Source organism: Bradyrhizobium diazoefficiens USDA 110 (genome assembly GCF_000011365.1).
In the GTDB taxonomy this organism is placed as follows: Bacteria; Pseudomonadota; Alphaproteobacteria; order Rhizobiales; family Xanthobacteraceae; genus Bradyrhizobium; species Bradyrhizobium diazoefficiens.
Window position 1 is genome coordinate 1129638 of the sequence record NC_004463.1, and the last position, 20077, is coordinate 1149714.

The 20077-nt window shown below is 65.0% G+C and carries 17 protein-coding genes; 7 read left to right on the plus strand and 10 right to left on the minus strand.

From position 1 onward, the window contains the following. Window positions 1-229: 229 nt before the first annotated feature. The 10 genes from BJA_RS05175 to BJA_RS05220 form a co-directional block, all read right to left on the minus strand. Window positions 230-1267: an amino acid ABC transporter substrate-binding protein gene (locus BJA_RS05175; RefSeq protein WP_011083843.1), complete on the minus strand. Its 1038-nt coding sequence runs from the start codon at window positions 1265-1267 to the stop codon at window positions 230-232. 57 nt (window positions 1268-1324) lie between these two features. Then, window positions 1325-1918, minus strand: coding sequence for a L,D-transpeptidase (locus BJA_RS05180; RefSeq protein ID WP_011083844.1), 594 nt, complete (start codon window positions 1916-1918; stop codon window positions 1325-1327). A gap of 386 nt (window positions 1919-2304) precedes the next feature. Further along, the gene (locus tag BJA_RS05185; RefSeq protein WP_038965233.1) at window positions 2305-3279 is read right to left on the minus strand and encodes a hypothetical protein; all 975 of its coding nucleotides are present in this window, start codon (window positions 3277-3279) and stop codon (window positions 2305-2307) included. 103 nt (window positions 3280-3382) lie between these two features. Next, window positions 3383-3946, minus strand: a complete 564-nt coding sequence (locus tag BJA_RS05190) for a thioredoxin family protein (RefSeq protein WP_011083846.1) — start codon at window positions 3944-3946, stop codon at window positions 3383-3385. 30 nt (window positions 3947-3976) lie between these two features. Beyond that, complete coding sequence (locus BJA_RS05195) at window positions 3977-4675, minus strand: cytochrome c biogenesis CcdA family protein (RefSeq protein ID WP_011083847.1); 699 nt, start codon at window positions 4673-4675, stop codon at window positions 3977-3979. A 484-nt stretch (window positions 4676-5159) separates the two neighbouring features. Continuing rightward, entirely contained in the window at window positions 5160-5771 is a 612-nt protein-coding gene (locus BJA_RS05200; protein ID WP_011083848.1) for a sigma-70 family RNA polymerase sigma factor, read from the minus strand. A gap of 447 nt (window positions 5772-6218) precedes the next feature. Further along, on the minus strand, window positions 6219-6956 hold the full coding sequence (locus BJA_RS05205) for a response regulator (RefSeq protein WP_011083849.1): 738 nt from the start codon (window positions 6954-6956) through the stop codon (window positions 6219-6221). A gap of 10 nt (window positions 6957-6966) precedes the next feature. Further along, window positions 6967-8712, minus strand: coding sequence for an ATP-binding response regulator (locus BJA_RS05210; RefSeq protein ID WP_011083850.1), 1746 nt, complete (start codon window positions 8710-8712; stop codon window positions 6967-6969). Then, on the minus strand, window positions 8682-10760 hold the full coding sequence (locus tag BJA_RS05215) for a sensor histidine kinase (protein ID WP_028172690.1): 2079 nt from the start codon (window positions 10758-10760) through the stop codon (window positions 8682-8684). Before BJA_RS05215 ends, BJA_RS05210 begins: the two co-directional genes overlap by 31 nt. Before the next feature lie 6 nt (window positions 10761-10766). Then, window positions 10767-11762, minus strand: coding sequence for a TRAP transporter substrate-binding protein (locus BJA_RS05220; protein WP_011083852.1), 996 nt, complete (start codon window positions 11760-11762; stop codon window positions 10767-10769). A gap of 187 nt (window positions 11763-11949) precedes the next feature. Between BJA_RS05220 and ugpB the strand changes: the two genes are divergently transcribed. From ugpB to BJA_RS05255, 7 genes are all read left to right on the plus strand, one after another. After that, window positions 11950-13290: a sn-glycerol-3-phosphate ABC transporter substrate-binding protein UgpB gene (ugpB, locus tag BJA_RS05225; protein ID WP_011083853.1), complete on the plus strand. Its 1341-nt coding sequence runs from the start codon at window positions 11950-11952 to the stop codon at window positions 13288-13290. Between the two features lie 205 nt (window positions 13291-13495). Beyond that, the gene (locus BJA_RS05230) at window positions 13496-14527 is read left to right on the plus strand and encodes a M4 family metallopeptidase (protein WP_011083854.1); all 1032 of its coding nucleotides are present in this window, start codon (window positions 13496-13498) and stop codon (window positions 14525-14527) included. 35 nt (window positions 14528-14562) lie between these two features. Continuing rightward, window positions 14563-14829, plus strand: coding sequence for a protealysin inhibitor emfourin (locus tag BJA_RS05235; RefSeq protein WP_028172692.1), 267 nt, complete (start codon window positions 14563-14565; stop codon window positions 14827-14829). A 66-nt stretch (window positions 14830-14895) separates the two neighbouring features. Then, window positions 14896-15831 carry an aminoglycoside phosphotransferase family protein gene (locus BJA_RS05240; RefSeq protein WP_038965240.1) on the plus strand — a complete coding sequence of 312 codons (936 nt, stop codon included), beginning with the start codon at window positions 14896-14898 and terminating at the stop codon, window positions 15829-15831. Window positions 15832-16237: 406 nt separating this feature from the next. Next, window positions 16238-17860: an ABC transporter substrate-binding protein gene (locus BJA_RS05245; protein ID WP_011083856.1), complete on the plus strand. Its 1623-nt coding sequence runs from the start codon at window positions 16238-16240 to the stop codon at window positions 17858-17860. A 269-nt stretch (window positions 17861-18129) separates the two neighbouring features. Next, window positions 18130-19143, plus strand: a complete 1014-nt coding sequence (locus tag BJA_RS05250) for an ABC transporter permease (protein ID WP_011083857.1) — start codon at window positions 18130-18132, stop codon at window positions 19141-19143. Between the two features lie 3 nt (window positions 19144-19146). Then, a complete protein-coding gene (locus BJA_RS05255) occupies window positions 19147-20046 on the plus strand; it encodes an ABC transporter permease (protein ID WP_011083858.1) in 900 nt (299 codons plus the stop codon). The last annotated feature ends 31 nt before the right edge of the window (window positions 20047-20077 follow it).

Below are 20077 nucleotides of genomic sequence, written 5' to 3' on the forward strand. Positions count from 1 at the left end.
CGCCCGGCTTGACCGGGCGACCCAGTACGCCGCGGCGTCTCGATCAACAACAACTGGCTCTGGAATACTGGATCGCCCGCCTTCGCGGGCGATGACGGTTGAGAGTGTGGAAAGCTCGCGCCTCATCTCGTCATTGCGAGCGCAGCGAAGCAATCCAGACTGTCACCGCAGAGGGATTCTGGATTGCTTCGTCGCTGCGCTCCTCGCAATGACGGCGGAGGAACCGCCGTTACCGCATCGGCGGCGCGTACTGCACGCCACCGGCGTTCCACAGCTGGTTCATGCCGCGCGGGATCTTCAGCTTCGACTTCTCGCCGATATTGCGCTCGTACATCTCGCCGTAATTGCCGACATTGCGGATGATGCGGACGACCCAGTCCTTGGTGAGGCCGAGCTGCTCGCCGTAATTGCCTTCCGTGCCGACGAGGCGCATCACTTCCGGCTTTTTCGACTTCAGCGCCTCGTCGATGTTCTCGGAGGAGACGCCGAGCTCTTCGGCGTTGATCATCGCGTAGAGCGTCCACTTCACGATCATCATCCAGTCGTCGTCGCGCTGGCGCACCACGGGGGCGAGCGGCTCCTTGGAGATCATGTCCGGCAGGATCATGTGATCGCCGGGCTTCGACAGGTTCAGCCGCAGCGCGTAGAGCTGCGAGACGTCGGCGGAGAGCGTATCGCACTTGCCGGTGTCGTAGGCCTTCACCACGTCGTCCAGCTTGTCGAACTTCACCTCTTCGTACTTCATGTTGTTGGCACGGAAGTAGTCGGAGACGTTGAGCGCCGTCGTGGTTCCGGTCTGCACGCAGACCTTGCTGCCGGTCAGGTCCAGCGACGTTTCCTTGTTGCGCGAACGCGGCAGCATGAAGCCTGCGCCGTCGTAATAGGCGACGGCGGGGAAATAGAGGTCGTAGTCGAGCTCACGCGCCATGCTCCAGGTCGAGTTGCGCGAGAGGATGTCCACCTTCCGGCTCTGCAATTCCTTGAAGCGCTCGCTGGCGTCGAGCGCGACGAACTTCGCCTTGGCCGGATCGTTGAAGATCGCCGCCGCCACCGCGCGGCAGAAATCGACGTCGAAGCCGGTCCAGTTGCCCTTGTCGTCGGGGATCGAGAAGCCCGGCAGGCCCTTGTTGACGCCGCACAGCACTTCGCCGCGGCGAACCGTACGCTTCAGGGTGCGGGTGTCGTAGAACTCGTAGATGACGGCGAGCACGCCGACCAGCACGGCGACCGCGAGCCCGATGAGCAGGCCGCCTCGAAAAGTGCGCATGATGTCTCTCTCTCGAAATAATCGGGAAGAAAAGGAAGTGTTGCGAAGGCGGGGAACTTAGAGTTCGGGCTTCTGCCGGATGACCACCTTGGTGCCGACAGGGACGCGATCGTAGAGATCGGCGACGTCGTTGTTGACGAGACGGAAGCAGCCCGAGGACACCTTGGTGCCGATCGTATCGGGACGGTTGGTGCCGTGAATGCGGTACACGGTGGTGCCGAGATACATGGCGCGGGCGCCGAGCGGATTGCCGGGGCCGCCGGCCATGAAGCGCGGCAGATAGGGCTGGCGCTGGATCATCTCGGGCGGCGGCGTCCAGTCCGGCCATTCCTTCTTGTTGGTGATGTTCACCAGCCCCTGCCACTGGAAGCCGTCGCGGCCGACGCCGATGCCGTAGCGGATCGCGCGCCCGCCCGGCTGCACCAGATAGAGGTGGCGCTCTGCGGTGGAGATGATGATGGTGCCCGGCGTCTCGGTGGTGCGGAAGTAGACCACCTGCTTCTGCCATTCCGGCTCGAGCTGGTAGGCGTCGTCAGCGACCAGACCCGGCTCGTCGCCGCGGTCGGGCTGCTGCGCGATGGCCTGTGGTGCAGACAGGATCAGGCCGATCGTGGCCACGAACATCCCGGTCAGGCGACGAAAATCCGTCATTTCAAGCTCTCCCCGCTGCCACAGCGCAAATCATTCAAAGCCATCAAATCTCAGGGGCATGTTCATGGCAAGTTGATGGCGCGCCCGGCTGGTATGTCACGAGAATGCTTTGCTTTTTTGACGGGCCCACGGCAATGCCACAAACAGGGGATGGCGCGAAAAGCCTAGATGGCGGCCGCGAGGCCGGTGCGCTCCCTCCCCCGCTTGCGGGGGAGGGCTGGGGTGGGGGTGTCTCCGCGTCGGGATTGCCTGGGATTGCGGAGAACGTCCCTGCGTGGCGAGAGCCCTCACCCGCCGCGCTCGGGACGATGCTTCGCATCGCCCGGGGCGCGTCGGCCTCTCCCGCAAGCGGGAGAGGCAAAGGGACCTCGCCAGGCGGCGACCCGTCAGATCTTGTTATTCTCCGCCGCGATCCCGAGCCGCCGCACGATTTCGGCTCCCACGGCGCGGGCCTCGAGCCGCGAGCCGATGCGGGGGCTGCGAAAGCGTCGGCCCGAGCGCAACCGGATCGTGACGATGCAGTGCTCGTCCTCGGACCGGCCGCGGCGGTCGACGGTGATCGTCTTCACCTCGTGCCCCTCGATATGGTCGGTGCGCGGCTGGCCGTCGCCCCACAGGCGTTCGACGCGGATGTCGCCCTCGCGGATGATCCAGAACGCGCCGGTCACGAGGTTGGCGTAGCGATACACGGCGAACGCCGCGATCGCGCCGAGCGGCAGCAGCAGGATATCGACATGGCTCGGCGGCCATCCGCGCCAGAGCTTGTAGGCGTAGGGCACGGCGGACAAGGCGACGGCGATCAGTGCGACGATCCTTATGTCCCGTGCGGAAAACGCCTCGAGCGGCTCGCCGAGATGCATCTCGGAATTGCTGGCATCGAGCGGATTGACCGGCTCCTCGACGTGGGGAACGTCGAATTGCGTGGCGATCCGTGCCACGGTGTCGCGCACATGCGTGACATCCGAGATCGGCGGCGACGTCAGGCGCTCGCCCGAGACAAGCGTGAAGACCAGCTGAAAGCGGGCCTTCACCCGCTTGCTGCCGGGAACTTGCAACCCCGTGATGTCGTCCTTCGGAACGATCCGCGTCTGGAGTTTTCCGAAGGGACGCTGATGCCCGATCAGGATCTCGTCGGGTGTGATGATCCACACCACCGCCGGCGCCATCATGATGCCGACGACAAATCCCGCTCCCACCAGCAGCGCGACCACCGAGATGATGATTTCCAGCGTGTCGTGCGTGAACAGGCCGGGCGTGAAGCAGAGCGCAACGGCCGCCGCAGAGCCGGCCACGACCAGCCGCTGCGCGATCGATGAGCCTTCACGAAGGCGGATGTCGTTGCTGGTGGTCGCGTCGTCCATTGCGGGCGGCTGATTGCGTCGGTTGCGAAACTCCACGGACGGGTCCGTGGAGTCAAGCAACAAGGCCGTCAGGTGAAACCAGCCGCGCGATGTCCGTGCCGCGTCAGCTGCTGGTGTTCAGCAGCCTCGCCACCGTCCGGTCGATCTCGTCGTAGCGGCCTTCACCGGCATGCTGGAACACGATCTTGCCGGTCTGGTCGATGATGTATTGCGCCGGCCAATACTGGTTGCTGTAGGCGTTCCAGGTCTTCGAATCGTTATCCTGCGCCACCGGATAGGTGATGCCGTGACGCTTCAGGGCGGCCTGCACATTGGAGGCAGAGCGCTCGAACGGGAATTCCGGCGTGTGCACGCCGACCACGACCAGGCCCTTGTCCTTGTATTTTGCATAGAGGTCGGTGACGTGCGGCAGCGTGTTGACGCAGTTGACGCAGCCATAGGTCCAGAAATCGACCAGCACGACCTTGCCGCGGAGATCGGCGATGCTCAGCGGCTTCGAGTTGAACCAGGTGTTGATACCGGTGAAGTCGGGCGCGGTCTGCTGGCTTGCGGCCGCGCTGACGACAGGCGCAGCGCGTGCGGCCTCGTCGCAGATGCCGGGGATCACGGCGCCGGTCACGGCCATGCCGATCAGGGCTGCGGATACGGCGAGCAGTTTCAAGGTCATGGAAGCGTCCTCCGTTGAGATGCGAAGCAATCACAGGCCGATCTGGCCGGTGGGATAGAAGCCGGTGAGCCACGCCACGATCAGCGTGTCGTATTGGAAGTAGGCGGCGACCGCGAAGCCGATCACGACGACGCCAAAGCCCTGCTGCAGGCGTGGCGAAATGCGCGCGAGGCTGCGCACGCGCGTCGTCGCGGCCTGTCCGCCATAGGCGATCGCGAGCATCGGGATCGCCGCGCCGATGGCGTAGGCGACCAGCAGCGTGCCGGCCCAGGTCGCATTCTTCGTCGTCGCCACCAGCGTCAGGATCGAGCCGAGCACGGGCCCTGCGCAGGGCGTCCAGACCAGGCCCAGCGTGGTGCCGAGGATGAGCCCGCCAAGCGCGCCCTCGCGCTGCGCGGCGCTCGCAGCACCAAGATCGAGCCAGCCATTGAGTCGGATCGACAGCCATTCGAACGGCGCCGGCCACAGCATCAACAGGCCGAAGCCGAGCAGCAGGATGGACGCCGCTTCGCGCAGCACGTTCGGATCGAAGTCGAACAGCCGGGTGATCGCGCCGAGCAGCAGCGCTGTCGCCGAGAACGAGATGACGAATCCGAGCGCGATCATCGCCGGCCGCAGATGCCCCGCGCGTCCGATCGAAGCGCCAAGCAGGATCGGCAGCATCGGCAGCGTGCACGGCGCAGCGATGGTGAGGACGCCGGCAAGGACGGCGAAGATCAGGTCGAGCATGGGCCACTCGCGAGGGAGGTCACGAGGGCAGTTCGGGATGGGAGGGGCAGTCGTTACGTGGCGTCACGGCTTCGTGACGGGGTGCCCATCAGGGTGACGGTGCGCTCCCTCCCCGCTCGCGGGGGAGGATTGGGGAGAGGGTGTCTCCGCAACGGGACACTCCCCGAGAGGAGAGAGCCCTCACCCGCCGCGCGCGGGACGATGCTTCGCATCGCCCGGGCACGTCGGCCTCTCCCGCAAGCGGGAGAGGCGGGGCTCGTGGTGGCCACCTCAGGCCCAAACACAAAACGACCCGGAGGGGGGCATCCCGTCCGGGTCGTTGGAAGTCTTGGGAGGTTTAAGCAAAACCGTATGTGAGCTTTATAGGAGGGAAGTTTTTCCGCCTGATGTTGTGGTTTGTTTCAATTGTTTCGTCCGCGGTAACACTTCCGTGTCCGGGAATAGGGCCGCTGGTCAGGTCCTATCCCTTTGAAATCATGAGCTTTCAGGCAGCGAAGCGGTCGACGCCGCAGCCCTTAAGCAAATCCGCCAATTGCTTGCGGGCATAGAACATCCGCGTCTTCACCGTGCTCTGGGGGATGCCGATGATCCGACCGACCTCCTCCACGGACTTCTCGTGGTAGTAGACGAGGGTGATGATCTCGCGATGCGCGGGCGACAGTTTCTGCACGCAGGCGCGCAGGATGGCGCTGGTGTCGCTGCGGTCGAGCGAGGTCTCGGGGGTGTCGGTGTCGTCAGGGATCTGGCGCACGTCTTCCTGGTCGATGTCCTCGAAGCGGCGCTGGCGCATCGCGGTCAGCGCCTTGAAGCGGGCGATCGACAGCAGCCAGGTCGAGACCTGCGAGCGGCCCTGGAACTGGCCGGCGGTCCGCCACACGTCGAGGAACACCTGGCTGACAAGGTCTTCCGCGGTGGTGGCATCACGCACGATACGCAGGATGAAGCGGTAAACCCGCACATTGTGCCGGCAATAGAGGATGTGCATCGACGTCCGGTTGCCGTCGGCAATGCTTTCCAGAAGCATATCGTCCGAAGTCGCCTGAGCGGCGATGATGCTCTGGCTGGCCTGGGCGTTGATGGCGATGACGTTCGGCATAGACTTGGCTCCCCGTAGCGCCGCAACCGAGCGGCGTTTCCTTGGACCAAAGTGTTAATCAGCCACCGTTTCGGGACGTCTGCGCGAAAAGCGGAAAATGGTTTCGTGCGCCGCCAAATTGTTTCGTCGGACAGGGCGCGACGAAACATTCGGGGCAAAAAAGCGTGGAATTTCAATGTACGGAAAATACGGGGGTGGGGATTTGGCAGCGAGCGGAGGCGCCGGGAACGAATTTTCGGGGTTTGCGTTCAGTCGCGCCCCGCACTCCGCCGTCGTCCCGGACAAGCGCGCCAAAAGCGCGCGCCGATCCGGGACCCATAATCACAGGGAGGCGTTGTGGCGCGAAGCTGGTAACTCCGAGTCTTCGCCAAACCCAATTTCGTGGCTATGGGTCCCGGATCTGCGCTGGCGCTTGTCCGGGACGACAGCTGTATTTGCCTGGCGCCCCTACGTCTTCTCGCCAGCCGGCGAGAACAGATAGCCGCCGCCGCGGATGGTGCGGATCACGGCGGGTTTTGCCGGGTCGGGCTCGATCTTGCGGCGGATGCGCATGATGCGCAGGTCCACGGCGCGGTCGAAGGCTTCGGCGTCGCGCGCATTGGCCAGTTCGAGCAGACGTTCGCGCGACAGCACGCGCTTCGGATTGGCCGCGAACACCTTGAGCAGCCCGAACTCGGATGCGGTCAGCGGATGCTCGTTGCCCTCGTCGTCGCGCAGCGCCTGGGCTTCGAGGTCGAGCCATTTGGTGCCGAAGCGGACCAGCTGATCCTTGTCCGATTTCGCCGCCGCAGCCTCCGGCGCCGCGGCCTTGGCCGGCCCGCTTCTGCGCAGCACCGAGCGGATGCGCGCCATCAGCTCGCGCAGCTCGCAGGGCTTTGCCACGTAGTCGTCGGCGCCAAGCTCAAGCCCGACGACGCGGTCGATCGGGCTCGCGGTCGCCGTGAGCATGATGACAGGCACGTTGATGCGGCTCTTGAGGTCGCGGATGATCGACAGCCCGTCTTCCTCGGGCATGTTGAGGTCGAGCACGACGAGATCGGGCATGCCGCCGTCGATCGCGGCGCGCAACGACTTGCCGCCGTCGCACAGCGTCACGGTGAAGCCGTGCATCTTGAGGTAATCGCCGACCATCTCCCGGGCCGGGGCCTCGTCGTCGACGATCATGATGTGCTGGCTTTGGGTCATGGTCTTGAGATCACGGCAGTTCGGTCGCGGGGAGGGTGATGGTGAAGGTCGAGCCCCTGCCGGGGCCGTCGCTGTCGGCGGTCACCTCTCCGCCATGCATGTCGATAATACGCTTGACGATGGAAAGCCCAAGCCCCGTCGAGCTCTCGCCGGCGGTCGGTTTTGCCGACAGCCGCTGGAACCGGCCGAACAGGCGGCCGAGATCCTCCGGCGACAGGCCGGCGCCCTCGTCGCTGACGCGGACGATGGTCTCGCTGCCCTCATGGGCGACGGCCACGCTGATCTTGCCGCCGATCGGTGAGTACTTGATGGCGTTGCTGATGAGGTTGTCGATCGCCTCCCGGATGCGGTCGGTGTCGCACATGGTGACGATGTTGGACGGCGCGGCGACGCTGATCGCCTGCTGCTTGTTGACGGCGAGCGGCTGGTTGGCGTCGGCGACCTCCTTGACCAGGGCGGCGACGTCGACCGGCTCGCGGCGGATGGTGATGTCGAAGGCATCGGCCATCGCGTCCGAGATCAGGTGATCGACCATCGTGGTCAGGCGCTTGGTGGCGTCGCGGATGTGATCGACCTGGGCGACCACGCCGCTGGACGAGGCGCCGGTCGAGATCAGCTCCTTCAGCATCTCGGTGCGGCCGAGGATGACGCCGAGCGGATTCTTCAGATCGTGCGCAACGGTGCCCAGGATCTCGTTCTTGAAGCCGTTGGCGCGCTGCAGCCGCAGCCACTGCGCCGAGAGGCGGCGGTTGGCCTGCATCAGGGCGCGGGTGCGCTGGGCGACGCGGTCTTCCAGCTGCGTGTTGGCGTCCTGGAGCTGCTGATAGAGGATGACGTTGTCGAAGGCGATCGAGAGCCGGCTGGAGAAGATCTCGACCAGCGAGCGGTCGGTCTCGGACAGCTCGCGCTCGGCCTGCAGCAGCACGACCACCTCGCGGCCGCTTCCGGTGCGCAAGTAGATCACGCTGCGGTGGTCGGCGAATTCGTTCTTGCGGCGCTGGAAGGCGGCCTCGACCATCTCGCGCAGGTCGGGGTCGAGCGCCTTCGACGTCGTGGTGCCGATGAAGCGGCTGTAGCAGCCGCTGCCGGCGAGCACCGAGAGCTCGGGGTCGACGCCGCCATTGTCGCGCAGGACCAGTATTCCGGCGCAATCGACATTGAGCAGCGAGGCGAGCTGGGTCAGCACGCCCTCGGCGAGCCGCTGCATCGACTTGAAGTCGTACAGCGTCGAGGCCGCGTCGATGATGATCTCGAGCCCGCGCCGCGTCTGCACCATGCGCTCGAGCTGCTGATAGGAGCGCAGCGCCGCGGTCAGCGAGGTGAACAGCTTGTCGGCGGTGAGCTCGGTCTTGGCCTTGTAGTCGTTGATGTCGTACTGCACGATCACGCGCCGCTCGGGCGCCTGGCCGGGCTGGCCGGTGCGCAGGATGATGCGCACGGTCTCGTTGCGGATCTCGTTGCGGATGAACTCGACCAGCTCGAGGCCGGCGACGTCGGTCTCCATGATGACGTCGAGCAGCACCGCGGCGATGTCGTTGTGCGCGGCCATCAGCTTGCGGCCTTCGGCCGCGGAATAGGCGGAGAGGATCTCCAGGCCCTGGCCGTTGAGGCTGTAATCGGACAGCGCGAAACGGGTGCCGTCATGCACGGCCGGATCGTCGTCGATGACGGCGATCTTCCATTTCCGGGCGTCCGTATCCTCCGACGCGGTGCCGGTGTCGTCGATCAGGTGGAGGACATCGTCCTGTTCGGCCATTGAGAAGTCCCGTCAATCTCTGTGCTTTGCGCGCCGCCCTTGGCGACCCGGGGCATGATAATGCGAAAAGTAGTGCCTTGTCCCAGCTTGGATTCCAGCATCATCCGCCCGCCGAGCTGCTGGGTGACGAGGTTATAGACGATATGGAGGCCAAGTCCCGTACCACCTTCATTGCGCCGGGTGGTAAAGAATGGGTCAAAGGCCTGGCGCTGCACGTCCGGGGTCATGCCGGCCCCGTCATCGGTGAAGATGATCTCGATGTCGTCGGCCCCGCGCGGCCGCGCCGAGATCGTGATCGTGCCGGCGCGCCCGTCGGCGAAGGCGTGGTTGGCGGCGTTGAGGAAGAGGTTGGTCAGGATCTGGCCGTAGGAGCCGGGGTAGCCGTCGAGCAGCAGGCCCTCGGGTACGTCGACCTGGAGCGTGATCGGCGAGCGCTTCAGCACCGGGCGCAGGCTGGCGATGATCTGGTCGGTGGCTTCGCTCAAGCTGAACTGCCGCCGCTCGGCATGGGAGCGGTCGACCGCGACCTGCTTGAACGACTGGATCAATTCGCCGGCGCGCTGGAGGTTGGCGACCAGCTGCTGCGAGGCATCGCGCGAGGCCTGCACGAACTCCTCGAGCTGCGAGCGGCGCAGGCCGCCCTCGCCCTTGAGCTGCGCCTCGAAGATATCGCTGCGCCGGGCAAAGCTCGACGCAACGGTGAGGCTGATGCCGATCGGGTTGTTGACCTCGTGCGCGACGCCGGCGACGAGGCCGCCGAGCGCCGCGAGCCGCTCGGCGTCGATCAGGTTCTGCTGCGCGGTGTTGAGCTCGAGCAGCGCGCTCTCGGCCTTCTCCTTGGACGCGCGCAGCTCGTCCTCGGTCTCACGCTTGGCGATCGCGTTCTCGCGGAACACCTCCACCGCGCGGGCCATGGCCCCGACCTCGTCGCGTGCCTTGGTGCCCTGCACCTCGCGGTCGAGGTCGCCGAGCGTGATCGCGCGCATCGCCGCCATGATCTGCTGCAGCGGCAGGCGGATCGACAGCGCGATCAGCACGCCGGCGGTGAGGATGATGCCGAGGAAGATCACCGCGATCGACAGCACGCGCCGTGAAATATCCGCCAGCGTGCGGTCGAACGTCTCCTGCGCCTTCTGCTCGCGCTGGCGCATCTTGGTGGAGAGGTCGTCGATGGCGCCGATCGCCTCGGCCTGGCTGGCGTCGATGGTGTTGCGCAGCAGCTCGGTGCGGCTCATCAGCTGCTCGGAGAGTTTTGCAAAGCCCTCGCGCAGCGCCACGGTGCGGGTCGCGAGCCGTTGCAGCGCCATGCGCTGGAGGTCGTTGTCGGCGAGGTCGATCATCACGGGGATGGTCTTCTCGATCGTCTCGGTGTTGTGGCGCGCGTCGTCGGCCGCGCCTGACGACTGCGACAGATAGTAGGAGTTGGCCGCGACCAGCATCGCGGTGAAGGCCTCGCGCGACTTGCCGAGCGAGGGCCAGATCAGCGCGTCGCGATGGCCGGTGGCGCCTTCGATGATGGAATACAGGCCCGCCATGTCCCTGGCCGGGCCCTGCACCTGGTCCTCATAGGTCTTGGCGATGGTGGCCTGGACGCTGCGCAGCTCGCCGAAGCCGTTGAGGAAGCGGTCGGTGGTGCGCTCCAGCTCCTCGACCGAGCCCGACAGCATCGGGTCCTTGGCGGCGCGGTTGGCCAGGGTCCCCAGCACCGCCTCGCGCAGCAGCAGGATCTCGGCGAACAGATCCGGGCTCGGCTGGTTGATGTAGCGGTGGATCAGATTGTGCAGCCGCCCGGTCTCGCTTTCGAGCAGCGCCAGGATCCGGTCGGACTCGCGCACCTGGCGCACGTCGTCCCAGGCCGAGCCCAGCACCTGCGAGCCGTTCCAGATCAGCGCCACCAGCACCACCACCACGGCGGAGTTCAGCGCCGCGATCGACAGGATGCGCCAGCGGATCGGCACCGCCCGGAGCGCGCCGACGAGGCGCGCGCGCAGCCGCCCGAGCGGCCCGGGCTGCCTGTCTGCGTGCTCGCTGTGTCCAGACGCGGGCAACGAGGCTCACTCCACCTTGCGAATGCGTTCGATCAGTGCGGCCGCGGCGGGATCGCGCCCGGCCTTGGCGTAGATCGCCGCCATCGCGCCCTCGAACGGCTTGCGATCGATATCCCTGACGATGGTGACGCCGGCTTCCTCCGCCTTGCGCTGCGACTGCTCCTCGAGGTCGCGCCACTTCTCGCGCATGAAGCGGCTGGAGCGCTGCGCGGCCTCCCGGAAGATGGTCTGGTCGTCCGCCGACAGGCTGCTCCAGGCCTTGAGCGAGATCACCAGCACTTCGGGGCTCATCGTGTGCTCGGTGAGCGCGAGGTAGCCGGCATGTTTGTAATGGTCCGTCGTCACGAAAGATGGCCAGTTGTTCTCGGCGCCGTCGATCAGATGATTGGCAAGCCCGGCGAGCACCTGCCCATAGGGCATCTCGATCGGCTCGGCGCCGAGCGAGCGCATCATCTCGCTCATCAACTCCGATTGCTGCACCCGGATCCGCAGGCCCCGGAGGTCTGCGATGCTTTTGACGGGGCGGGCGCCGTTGTAGATCGAGCGGGCCCCGGAATCGTAGAAGGCGAGCCCGACGAAACCGTAGGGCTCGAAGCTGCCAAGGATCTCGCTGCCGATCGGCCCGTCCAGCACCTTCTGCATGTGCTCGATGGACCGGAACAGGAACGGCATGGCGAGCACGTTCATCGCCGGGACGAAATTGCCGATCAGCGCCACATTGGTCCGGTTGAGGTCGATCGCGCCGGCCCGGGTCTGCTCGATGGTCTCCTTCTCCTCGCCGAGCTGGCGGGAATGAAAAACCTTGATCTCGTGCCGGCCGCCGGTGCGCTCGGCGATCAGCGCGCCCATGTAGCGCAGCGCCTGGACGGTCGGGTAATCCTCGGTCTGGGTGTCGGCGGCGCGAAATTCACGCGCAACGGCGCTCGTCGCGCAAATGGCGAACAAAAGCGCGATGAAAATCACCCCGGTCCGTGAGAGTTCGGCACGGTTCAACACTGGCACACTCAACCCCTCAGTGGTGGAGTCTATGGCGAGACCAAAAGGTTCAATGCAATCTAGCAGATGGTTAAGGGAAGGCCATCCCGCCGCGGCCCGCGGGGTGATTGTGCGGCGCGGCCGGCCCTCATTCCCGGTTGAAACTGGAAATGCCGCGCCGTAAGCAGGACGGGGTCGCCTTTTGCCGCGCGACATGGAAAGAGCCATCGTGATTTCAGCATTGCGCTGTTTGCAGGTCGTTGCCACCGCCGCGGCCTTCACGTTCACCGCGCAGGCCAACGCCGCCACCGACATCGCGTGGTGGCACGCCATGTCGGGTGAGCTCGGCCGGCAGCTGGAAAAGCTCGTCGCCGACTTCAACGCCTCGCAGTCCGATTACCGGATCGTGCCTGCTTACAAGGGCAACTATACCGAGACGGTGACGGCGGCGATCTTCGCCTTCCGCTCGCGCAGCCAGCCCGCGATCGTCCAGGTCAACGAGGTCGCCACCGCCACCATGACCGCGGCCAAGGGCGCGATCTATCCGGTGTTCAGCCTGATGCGGGACCAGGGCGAGCCGTTCTCGCTCAACGACTACCTTCCCGCCGTCTCCGGCTACTACACCGATGCGGCCGGCAATCTGTTGTCGTTCCCGTTCAATTCGTCGACGCCGATCCTCTACTACAACAAGACCATGTTCCGTGACGCCGGCCTCGATCCGGAGGCGCCGCCGAAGACATGGCCGGAGCTTGGCGCGATCGCAAAGCGTCTGCGCGACCGCGGCGCTCCTTGCGGCTTCACCACGTCCTGGCCGTCCTGGATCCACATCGAGAATCTCTCCGCCTTCCACAACCTGCCGCTCGCGACTCGCACCAACGGCTTTGCCGGGCTCGATGCCGAGCTGACCATCAACAATTCGGTCGTCGTCAAGCACGTCGCCCAGCTGGCTGAGTGGCAGAAGACCAGGCTGTTCGACTATGGCGGCCGCGGCCAGTCGGCCGAGCCGCGCTTCCAGAACGGCGAATGCGGCATCTTCATCGGCTCCTCGGCGACGCGCGCCGACATCAACGCGAACTCGAAATTCGAGATCGGCTACGGCATGATGCCGTACTGGCCCGAGGTGAAGGACGCGCCGCAGAACTCGATCATCGGCGGCGCCACGCTGTGGGTGCTGCGTGATCGGCCGCGCGCGGAATACAAGGGCGTTGCGCGGTTCTTCGCCTATCTGTCGCAGCCCGGCGTGCAGGCGGCCTGGCACCAGAACACCGGATATCTGCCGATCACCCGCGCCGCCTACGAGCTGACGCGCGCGCAAGGCTTCTACGAGCGCAATCCGGGCTCGGCGATCTCGTTCGAGGAGATCACGCTGCATCCGCCGACGTCGAACTCGAAGGGCATCCGGCTCGGCTCCTTCGTGCTGATCCGCGGCGCGATCGAGGACGAGCTGGAGCAGGCCTTTGCCGGCCAGAAGAGCGCGCAGGGAGCGCTGGATTCCGCCGTCGAGCGCGGCAACAAGCTGCTGCGCCAGTTCGAGCGCGCCAGCCCGGAGCGATAGGCGCTGCTCGGCCCGCAGCGCGCGCACGCGACTCCACATCACGAAATTTGAAGCGATGCACGGATCCGCGGGCGGGCCGCAAATCCACGCTCTCGAAACAATGACGCCCGTGTGAGCCACATCACTTGTGCCGCGGGCGCGCAGCGATAATCTTCAGGTTGTTTCATCTATCATTTTTTCGGAAAAGTTGTGATGGAGATCGCTTATGCCTTGCTCATGTTGCATCATCCCGAACGACGTTCTGACCAGACTTTCCCAGGACAAGAAGCTGTCCGCCGTGCTTCGCAAGCAGATGGTCGACACCGTCCAGGTCAGTCACGAACTGCGCGAATTGCGGACGCAGACGGCGAAATTGACCAGCGTCGTGGCGGCGCGCGCCGCAGGTCTGGTCACGCTGGCCGCGGCGCCGACGGTCACGGTCTACGACTGCAAGCACACGCAGACGCTGCCCGGCACGCCCGTGCCGAAGCCGAAGACGTCCTCGGACGGCTCCGTCAAGCGCACCTTCAACCAGACCACCAAGGTGGCCAGGTTCTACCAGCAGGTCTTCAACCGGAATTCGATCGACGATCACGGCATGACCATGATGTCGTCGGTTCATTTCGGCGAGAAGTACAACAACGCGATGTGGAACGGCTCGCAGATGGTCTATGGCGACGGCGACGGCAGCATCTTCGTCGACTTCACCCGCGGCAACGACGTCATCGGCCACGAACTGACCCATGGCGTGACCCAGCATAGCCTCCAGCTCGCCTATAGCGGCGATGCCGGCGGCCTGAACGAGAGCATCTCCGACTGCTTCGGCTCGATGTTCCGGCAGTGGGAGGCCAAGCAGGACGTCAAGAAGGCTGACTGGCTGATCGGGCGCGACATCATGGGGCCGGCGGCCAAGAAGAAGGGGTTCGCCTGCCTGCGCGACATGGCCGATCCCGCCGCCAAGCACTGCCTGGCGCCGCAGCCGACCAAATATTCGCAAGTGACGCCCGGCATGGACCCGCATTACGCGAGCGGGCCGCCGAACCTCGCCTTCTACACCGCCTGCACGACGCTTGGCGGATACAGTTGGGCCAGGATCGGGCAGGTGTGGTATCATTCGCTCACTGGTTTCGGGCCGGCGCCGAACATGACGATGAAGGCATTCGCGGCGCGGACCCGGCAGGGTGCCCACACGTTGTATCCTGGCGATGCCGCAGTCCTCGCCGCCGTCGATACCGGATGGAAGAAGGTCGGGCTCTAAAACGTGCGATACGGAAGGAAGGAAGCGTGGATCGCTTGAAGATCGAGCGCGTCGGAGGGTTCGCCGGCTTCGGCGGCCCTCACCTCAAGAGCCGCGGTGAAGTGGCATTGTCGGATCTGTCCGCCGCCGATCAGAAGACGGTGGAGCAGCTGTTTGCCGATCCGAAGAAGGTCGCGCCCGCGCATCCAGGTCAGGCCGACGCGTTCAGTTACCGGATCACGCGCGGTGCGCAGACCATCGAAGTCCCCGAGCATGCGGTCCCCTCGACCATCAAGAACAGCGTCAAGGATGTCCTGGAATAACACCGGACGGAGCCGGGCGCTGTGATGGAGGAGTCGCTGCCGCCGGATTCAGTCGGTGCTTGGGGCATGTCCGCGTCGACGAGCCTCGAGGCCTACCGTGCCTTGCGCGCCGACCAGTCCCGATGGCTGCCGATCGCGCTCGACATCGCGCGCAGCCACGGCCTCGACGTCGGCGCGCCGCAGGTGTTTGTAACAGGTACCAATCTCGTGGTCGGCCTCGGTGAGCGCCTGATCCTGAAGATCTTCCCGCCGCTGCTCCACGCGCAATTCGTCTCCGAGCGCGGTTCGCTGACGCAGCTTGCGGCACGTCTTTCCTTGCCAATTCCGCAGGTCGTCGCGGAAGGGATGCGCGACGGCTGGCCCTATCTCGTCATCACGCGTCTTGCCGGCACGCTCGGCTCGGAGGTCTGGCCGTCTCTGCCGGAACAGCAGAAGGAGCGCCTGCTGCGCCAGATCGGCGAGACCATCGCGGCCGTGCAGCGCGCGCCGCTTGGCCCTCTCGCAGCAATAGAGCCGCGCTGGGACGAGTTCATGCGCGCCCAGATGCAGGGGTGCCGCGCCAGGCACCAGCGTCTCGGCCTTGCGCCCAAATTCCTTGGAGGCCTCGACGATCTCCTGCGCGATGCGGCCCGCCTCGTTCCGATGGACGCGCCGCCGGTGCTCCTGACCGGCGAATACATTCCGGAGAACTTTCTGCTCGCCTGCCATGACGGGCAATGGTCGCTCGCCGGCCTGTTCGACTTCGGCGACGTGCGGGCGGGATGGCGCGACTACGACCTGCTCGGCCCCGGCGCCTTCATGGCGGCGGGCCGGCCGGGGAGGGTGCGCAGCCTGCTCGAAGGGTTTGGCTATGCGAAGCTGGACTATGCGCTCAAGCGGCGCCTGATGGCCCTGATGCTGCTGCACCACGCCAGCGATCTCAACAGCCACATCTGCATCGAGGGCTGGCAGGACAAGGCGAAGGATCTCGTCGAGCTGCAGGACCTGATCTGGGCGGAGTGAGTGCTCCGGCCCCACCGCTCTCCGTCATTCCGGGGCGCCGCGAAGCGGCGAGCCCGGAATCCATTTTCCCACGCATTCTGTGGCCCGATGGATTCCGGGCTCGATGCTGCGCATCGCCCCGGAATGACGGCCGGGCCTGGTGGCTTCAGCACGGGCGCCGCGCTATCTGCGCGATGAGTCCTGCCGTCGCCTCCCGAATGGGCTCTCACGCTTTATCGATGAAATTTTGAGCAATTCTCCGTCTTTGTATGCAAGAAGGAAGTGCGCCGCTCTCCGGAAAATCAGGCAAAAATCAAAAAGATCAAGTGATATCAGTTGATTAGCGCGAGGCTAACGTCTCGTTAAGCTCTGGCACGAACCTTGCGAATCCAGTTCCAACCAGAAACTTTTGCGTTGGAGCGATTTCATGAAGCGCCGCGATTTCCTCAAGTCCGTTTCCGGATTGGCCGCAGGCGCGGCGCTTCCGGCCATGCCGTCGGTGATCTCCTCGGCCAAGGCCGACGCTCGCTCGGAGACGCTGCTGATCGTCTCGGAGGGCGGCCCCAACAATCTCGACATCCATGGCGTCGGCACCAACGTGCCCGGCTATGAGGTGTCCTGGAATTGCTACGACCGGCTGATCAGCCACGAGATGAAGAGCGGCCCCGGCGGCGTGCCCTATTACGATCGCGACAAGTTCAAGGGCGAGCTCGCCGAGGACATGAAGATCGACGACATGTCGGTCACCTTCAAGCTGAAGAAGAACGCCAAATTCCACGATGGCGCGCCGGTCACCGCCAAGGACGTGAAGTGGTCGTTGGACCGTGCCGTCAGCGTCGGCGGCTTCCCGACCTTCCAGATGAGCGCGGGCTCGCTGACCAAGCCCGAGCAGTTCGTCGTGATCGACGACTACACCGTGCGCGTCGATTTCCTGAAAAAGGACAAGCTGACGATTCCCGATCTCGCGGTGATCGTGCCCTGCATCGTCAACTCCGAGCTGGTGAAGAAGAACGCCAGCGAGAAGGATCCCTGGGGTCTCGAATTCACCAAGCAGCAGACCGCGGGCTCCGGCGCCTACAAGGTGACGAAGTGGACCGCCGGCACCGAAGTGATCATGGAGCGCAACGAGGATTGGGTCGGCGGGCCCTTGCCGAAGATCAAGCGCGTGATCTGGCGCATGGTGCCGCAGGCGGGCAATCGCCGTGCGCTGCTGGAGCGCGGCGACGCCGACATCTCCTACGAGCTGCCGTTCAAGGATTTCCAGGAGATGAAGGCGAGCGGCAAGCTCAACGTGGTGTCGCTGCCGTTCTCCAACGGCATCCAGTATATCGGCATGAACGTCACCAAGCCGCCGTTCGACAACGTCAAGGTGCGGCAGGCGATCGCCTATGCGCTGCCCTACCAGAAGATCATGGACGCGGTGCTGTTCGGGCTCGGCAATCCCATGTTCGGCGCCGCCAAGGACAAGCCGACCGAGGTCGCCTGGCCGCAGCAGCACAAATACAACACCGACATGGAGAAGGCGAAGGCGCTGCTGACGGAGGCCGGCTACGCCAACGGTTTCGAGACCACGATCTCGTTCGACCTCAATTTCGCCGGCGTCAACGAGCCGCTCTGCGTGCTGGTGCAGGAATCGCTCGCCCAGCTCGGCATCAAGACCACCATCAACAAGGTGCCCGGCGCCAACTGGCGCACCGAATTGAACAAGAAGGAGATGCCGCTCTTCACCAACGTGTTCTCGGGTTGGCTCGATTACCCCGAGTACTTCTTCTATTGGTGCTATCACGGCAACAATTCCGTCTTCAACACCATGAGCTACAAGTCGGCGGAGATGGACAAGCTGATCGACGGCGCGCGCGTCGCGGCCGCGAGTGGCGACACCGCGACCTACGACACCGACGTGAAGGGTTTCGTCGATCTCGCCTACAGCGACATCCCGCGCATCCCGCTGTACCAGCCCTTCGTCAACGTCGCGATGCAGAAGAACATCAGCGGCTACCAATACTGGTTCCATCGCCGCCTGGACTACCGCGCGATGGCAAAGGGGTGAGGTGTCATGCTGATGGTCGGCGACGCATCGGCATGTGTTGGTCTCTTCCACTGGAGTGAGGTGGGCACTGTCATCTCATTCCCTCTCCCCTTGTGGGGTCCGAGGCGAGCGAAGCTCGCTCTCGAGGGCAGGGAGGGGGGTAGCCACGAACTCCGACCCCTCCCGGAGCCACCCCCCTTCCTAGCCCTCCCCCACAAGGGGGGAGGGAACGCAGCTGAGCAGGTCGTTCGAATTTGCTTCCAATGGCTAGGCAGAAGGAGAGCACTCCCATGCTGACCATGATCGGCAAGCGCCTGATGTTCGCGATACCCTCGCTGATCGGCGTCGTCATCGTCACCTTCCTGCTGACGCGCGCGCTGCCTGGTGATCCCGCCGCGTATTTCGCCGGTCCCGCCGCGACGAAAGAGGCCGTCGAGCAGATCCGGAAGAAGCTCGGCCTCGACCGGCCGCTGATCGAGCAGTTCTTCCGCTACACCAACGACCTCGCCCATGGCGATTTCGGCAACTCGCTCACCACAGGCCAGCCGGTCGCCGCCGAGATCCGCAACCGCCTGCCGGCGTCGGCCGAGCTGACGCTGCTCGGCCTCATCGTCTCGATCGTCATCGCCATTCCGCTCGGTGTGCTGGCGGCGACGCGGCCGGGATCATGGGTCGATCACCTCTGTCGCGTCACGACGACGGCCGGCGTCTCGCTGCCGGTGTTCTTCACCGGGCTCGTTCTCGTCTACGTTTTCTATTTCCGGCTCGGCTGGTCGCCCGCGCCGCTCGGCCGTCTCGACGTGTTCTACAGCGCGCCGCCGACGGTGACCGGTTTCTATCTGATCGACACCCTGATCGCGCGCGACCTCGAGGCGTTCCGCTCGGCGCTGAGCCAGCTTATTTTGCCGGCCACCACGCTTGCGATCTTCTCGCTGGCACCGATCGCGCGCATGACCCGCGCCTCGATGCTGGCGGTGCTCGCCTCCGAATTCGTCCGCACTGCGCGCGCCAGCGGCCTGTCGCCGGCGACCGTCATCGTCACCTACGCCTTCCGCAACGCGATGCTGCCCGTGATCACCACGCTCAGCATGGTGTTCTCGTTCCTGCTCGGTGCGAACGTGCTGGTGGAAAAAGTGTTCGCCTGGCCCGGCATCGGATCCTATGCGGTGGAAGCGCTGATCTCGTCGGACTTCGCGCCGGTGCAGGGTTTCGTGCTGACCATGGCGGTCATGTACGTGCTGCTCAATCTCGTGATCGACATTTTGTACGGCGTAATCGATCCGCGCGTCAGGTTGGAGGGCTAAATCATGAGCTCCGTTGCGCCTGCTGTTGAACCCGTCGGTCCCGCCCGTACCTCGGGACTGGTCGCGATCCTCGAACAGACCCGCTACGTTCTCGGCGAAAACAAGGTCACGGGTTTTGCCTTCGCCCTGCTGATTGTGATCCTCATCGCCGCGATCTTCGGTCCCTATGTGGTGCCGTATGATCCGCTCGCCTCCGACACCGCCGCGGCGTTGAAAGCGCCCTCGGCGGCGCACTGGTTCGGGACCGATCAGCTCGGCCGCGACATCTTCAGCCGCGTCGTCGTGGCCACGCGTCTCGATACCTTCATCGCGATCGCCTCCGTCGTGCTGGTGTTCCTGATGGGCGGCCTCGCCGGCATCGCGGCCGGCTATTTCGGCGGCTGGACCGACCGCATCGTCGGCCGCATCGCCGACACCATCATGGCGTTTCCGCTATTCGTGCTGGCGATGGGCATCGTCGCGGCGCTCGGCAACACGGTGCAGAACATCATTCTTGCGACCGCGATCGTGAACTTCCCGCTCTATGCCCGCGTCGCGCGTGCCGAGGCCAATGTCCGCCGCAATGCCGGCTTCGTGCAGGCCGCGCGCCTGTCCGGCAACGGTGAATTCCGCATCCTGCTGGTGCATATTCTCCCGAACATCATGCCGATCATGATCGTGCAGATGTCGCTGACCATGGGCTACGCCATCCTCAACGCCGCCGGCCTGTCCTTCATCGGCCTCGGCGTCCGCCCGCCGACCGCCGAATGGGGCATCATGGTCGCGGAAGGCGCGGGCTTCATGGTCTCAGGCGAATGGTGGATCGCGCTGTTCCCCGGCCTCGCTTTGATGATCGCCGTGTTCTGCTTCAACCTCCTCGGCGACGGCCTGCGCGACATCGTCGACCCGCAGCGGAGGACGTGATGGCAAAGCCCCTGCTAAGATTCCCCAATGA

Coding starts and splice junctions, on each gene's coding strand:
- BJA_RS05185 (WP_038965233.1), bottom strand. CDS start 3,279: ATGGACGACGCGACCACCAGCAACGACATCCGCCTTCGTGAAGGCTCA.
- BJA_RS05230 (WP_011083854.1), top strand. CDS start 13,496: ATGCCTTGCTCATGTTGCATCATCCCGAACGACGTTCTGACCAGACTT.
- BJA_RS05190 (WP_011083846.1), bottom strand. CDS start 3,946: ATGACCTTGAAACTGCTCGCCGTATCCGCAGCCCTGATCGGCATGGCC.
- BJA_RS05195 (WP_011083847.1), bottom strand. CDS start 4,675: ATGCTCGACCTGATCTTCGCCGTCCTTGCCGGCGTCCTCACCATCGCT.
- ugpB (WP_011083853.1), top strand. CDS start 11,950: ATGGAAAGAGCCATCGTGATTTCAGCATTGCGCTGTTTGCAGGTCGTT.
- BJA_RS05250 (WP_011083857.1), top strand. CDS start 18,130: ATGCTGACCATGATCGGCAAGCGCCTGATGTTCGCGATACCCTCGCTG.
- BJA_RS05240 (WP_038965240.1), top strand. CDS start 14,896: ATGTCCGCGTCGACGAGCCTCGAGGCCTACCGTGCCTTGCGCGCCGAC.
- BJA_RS05200 (WP_011083848.1), bottom strand. CDS start 5,771: ATGCCGAACGTCATCGCCATCAACGCCCAGGCCAGCCAGAGCATCATC.
- BJA_RS05175 (WP_011083843.1), bottom strand. CDS start 1,267: ATGCGCACTTTTCGAGGCGGCCTGCTCATCGGGCTCGCGGTCGCCGTG.
- BJA_RS05210 (WP_011083850.1), bottom strand. CDS start 8,712: ATGGCCGAACAGGACGATGTCCTCCACCTGATCGACGACACCGGCACC.
- BJA_RS05255 (WP_011083858.1), top strand. CDS start 19,147: ATGAGCTCCGTTGCGCCTGCTGTTGAACCCGTCGGTCCCGCCCGTACC.
- BJA_RS05205 (WP_011083849.1), bottom strand. CDS start 6,956: ATGACCCAAAGCCAGCACATCATGATCGTCGACGACGAGGCCCCGGCC.
- BJA_RS05180 (WP_011083844.1), bottom strand. CDS start 1,918: ATGACGGATTTTCGTCGCCTGACCGGGATGTTCGTGGCCACGATCGGC.
- BJA_RS05245 (WP_011083856.1), top strand. CDS start 16,238: ATGAAGCGCCGCGATTTCCTCAAGTCCGTTTCCGGATTGGCCGCAGGC.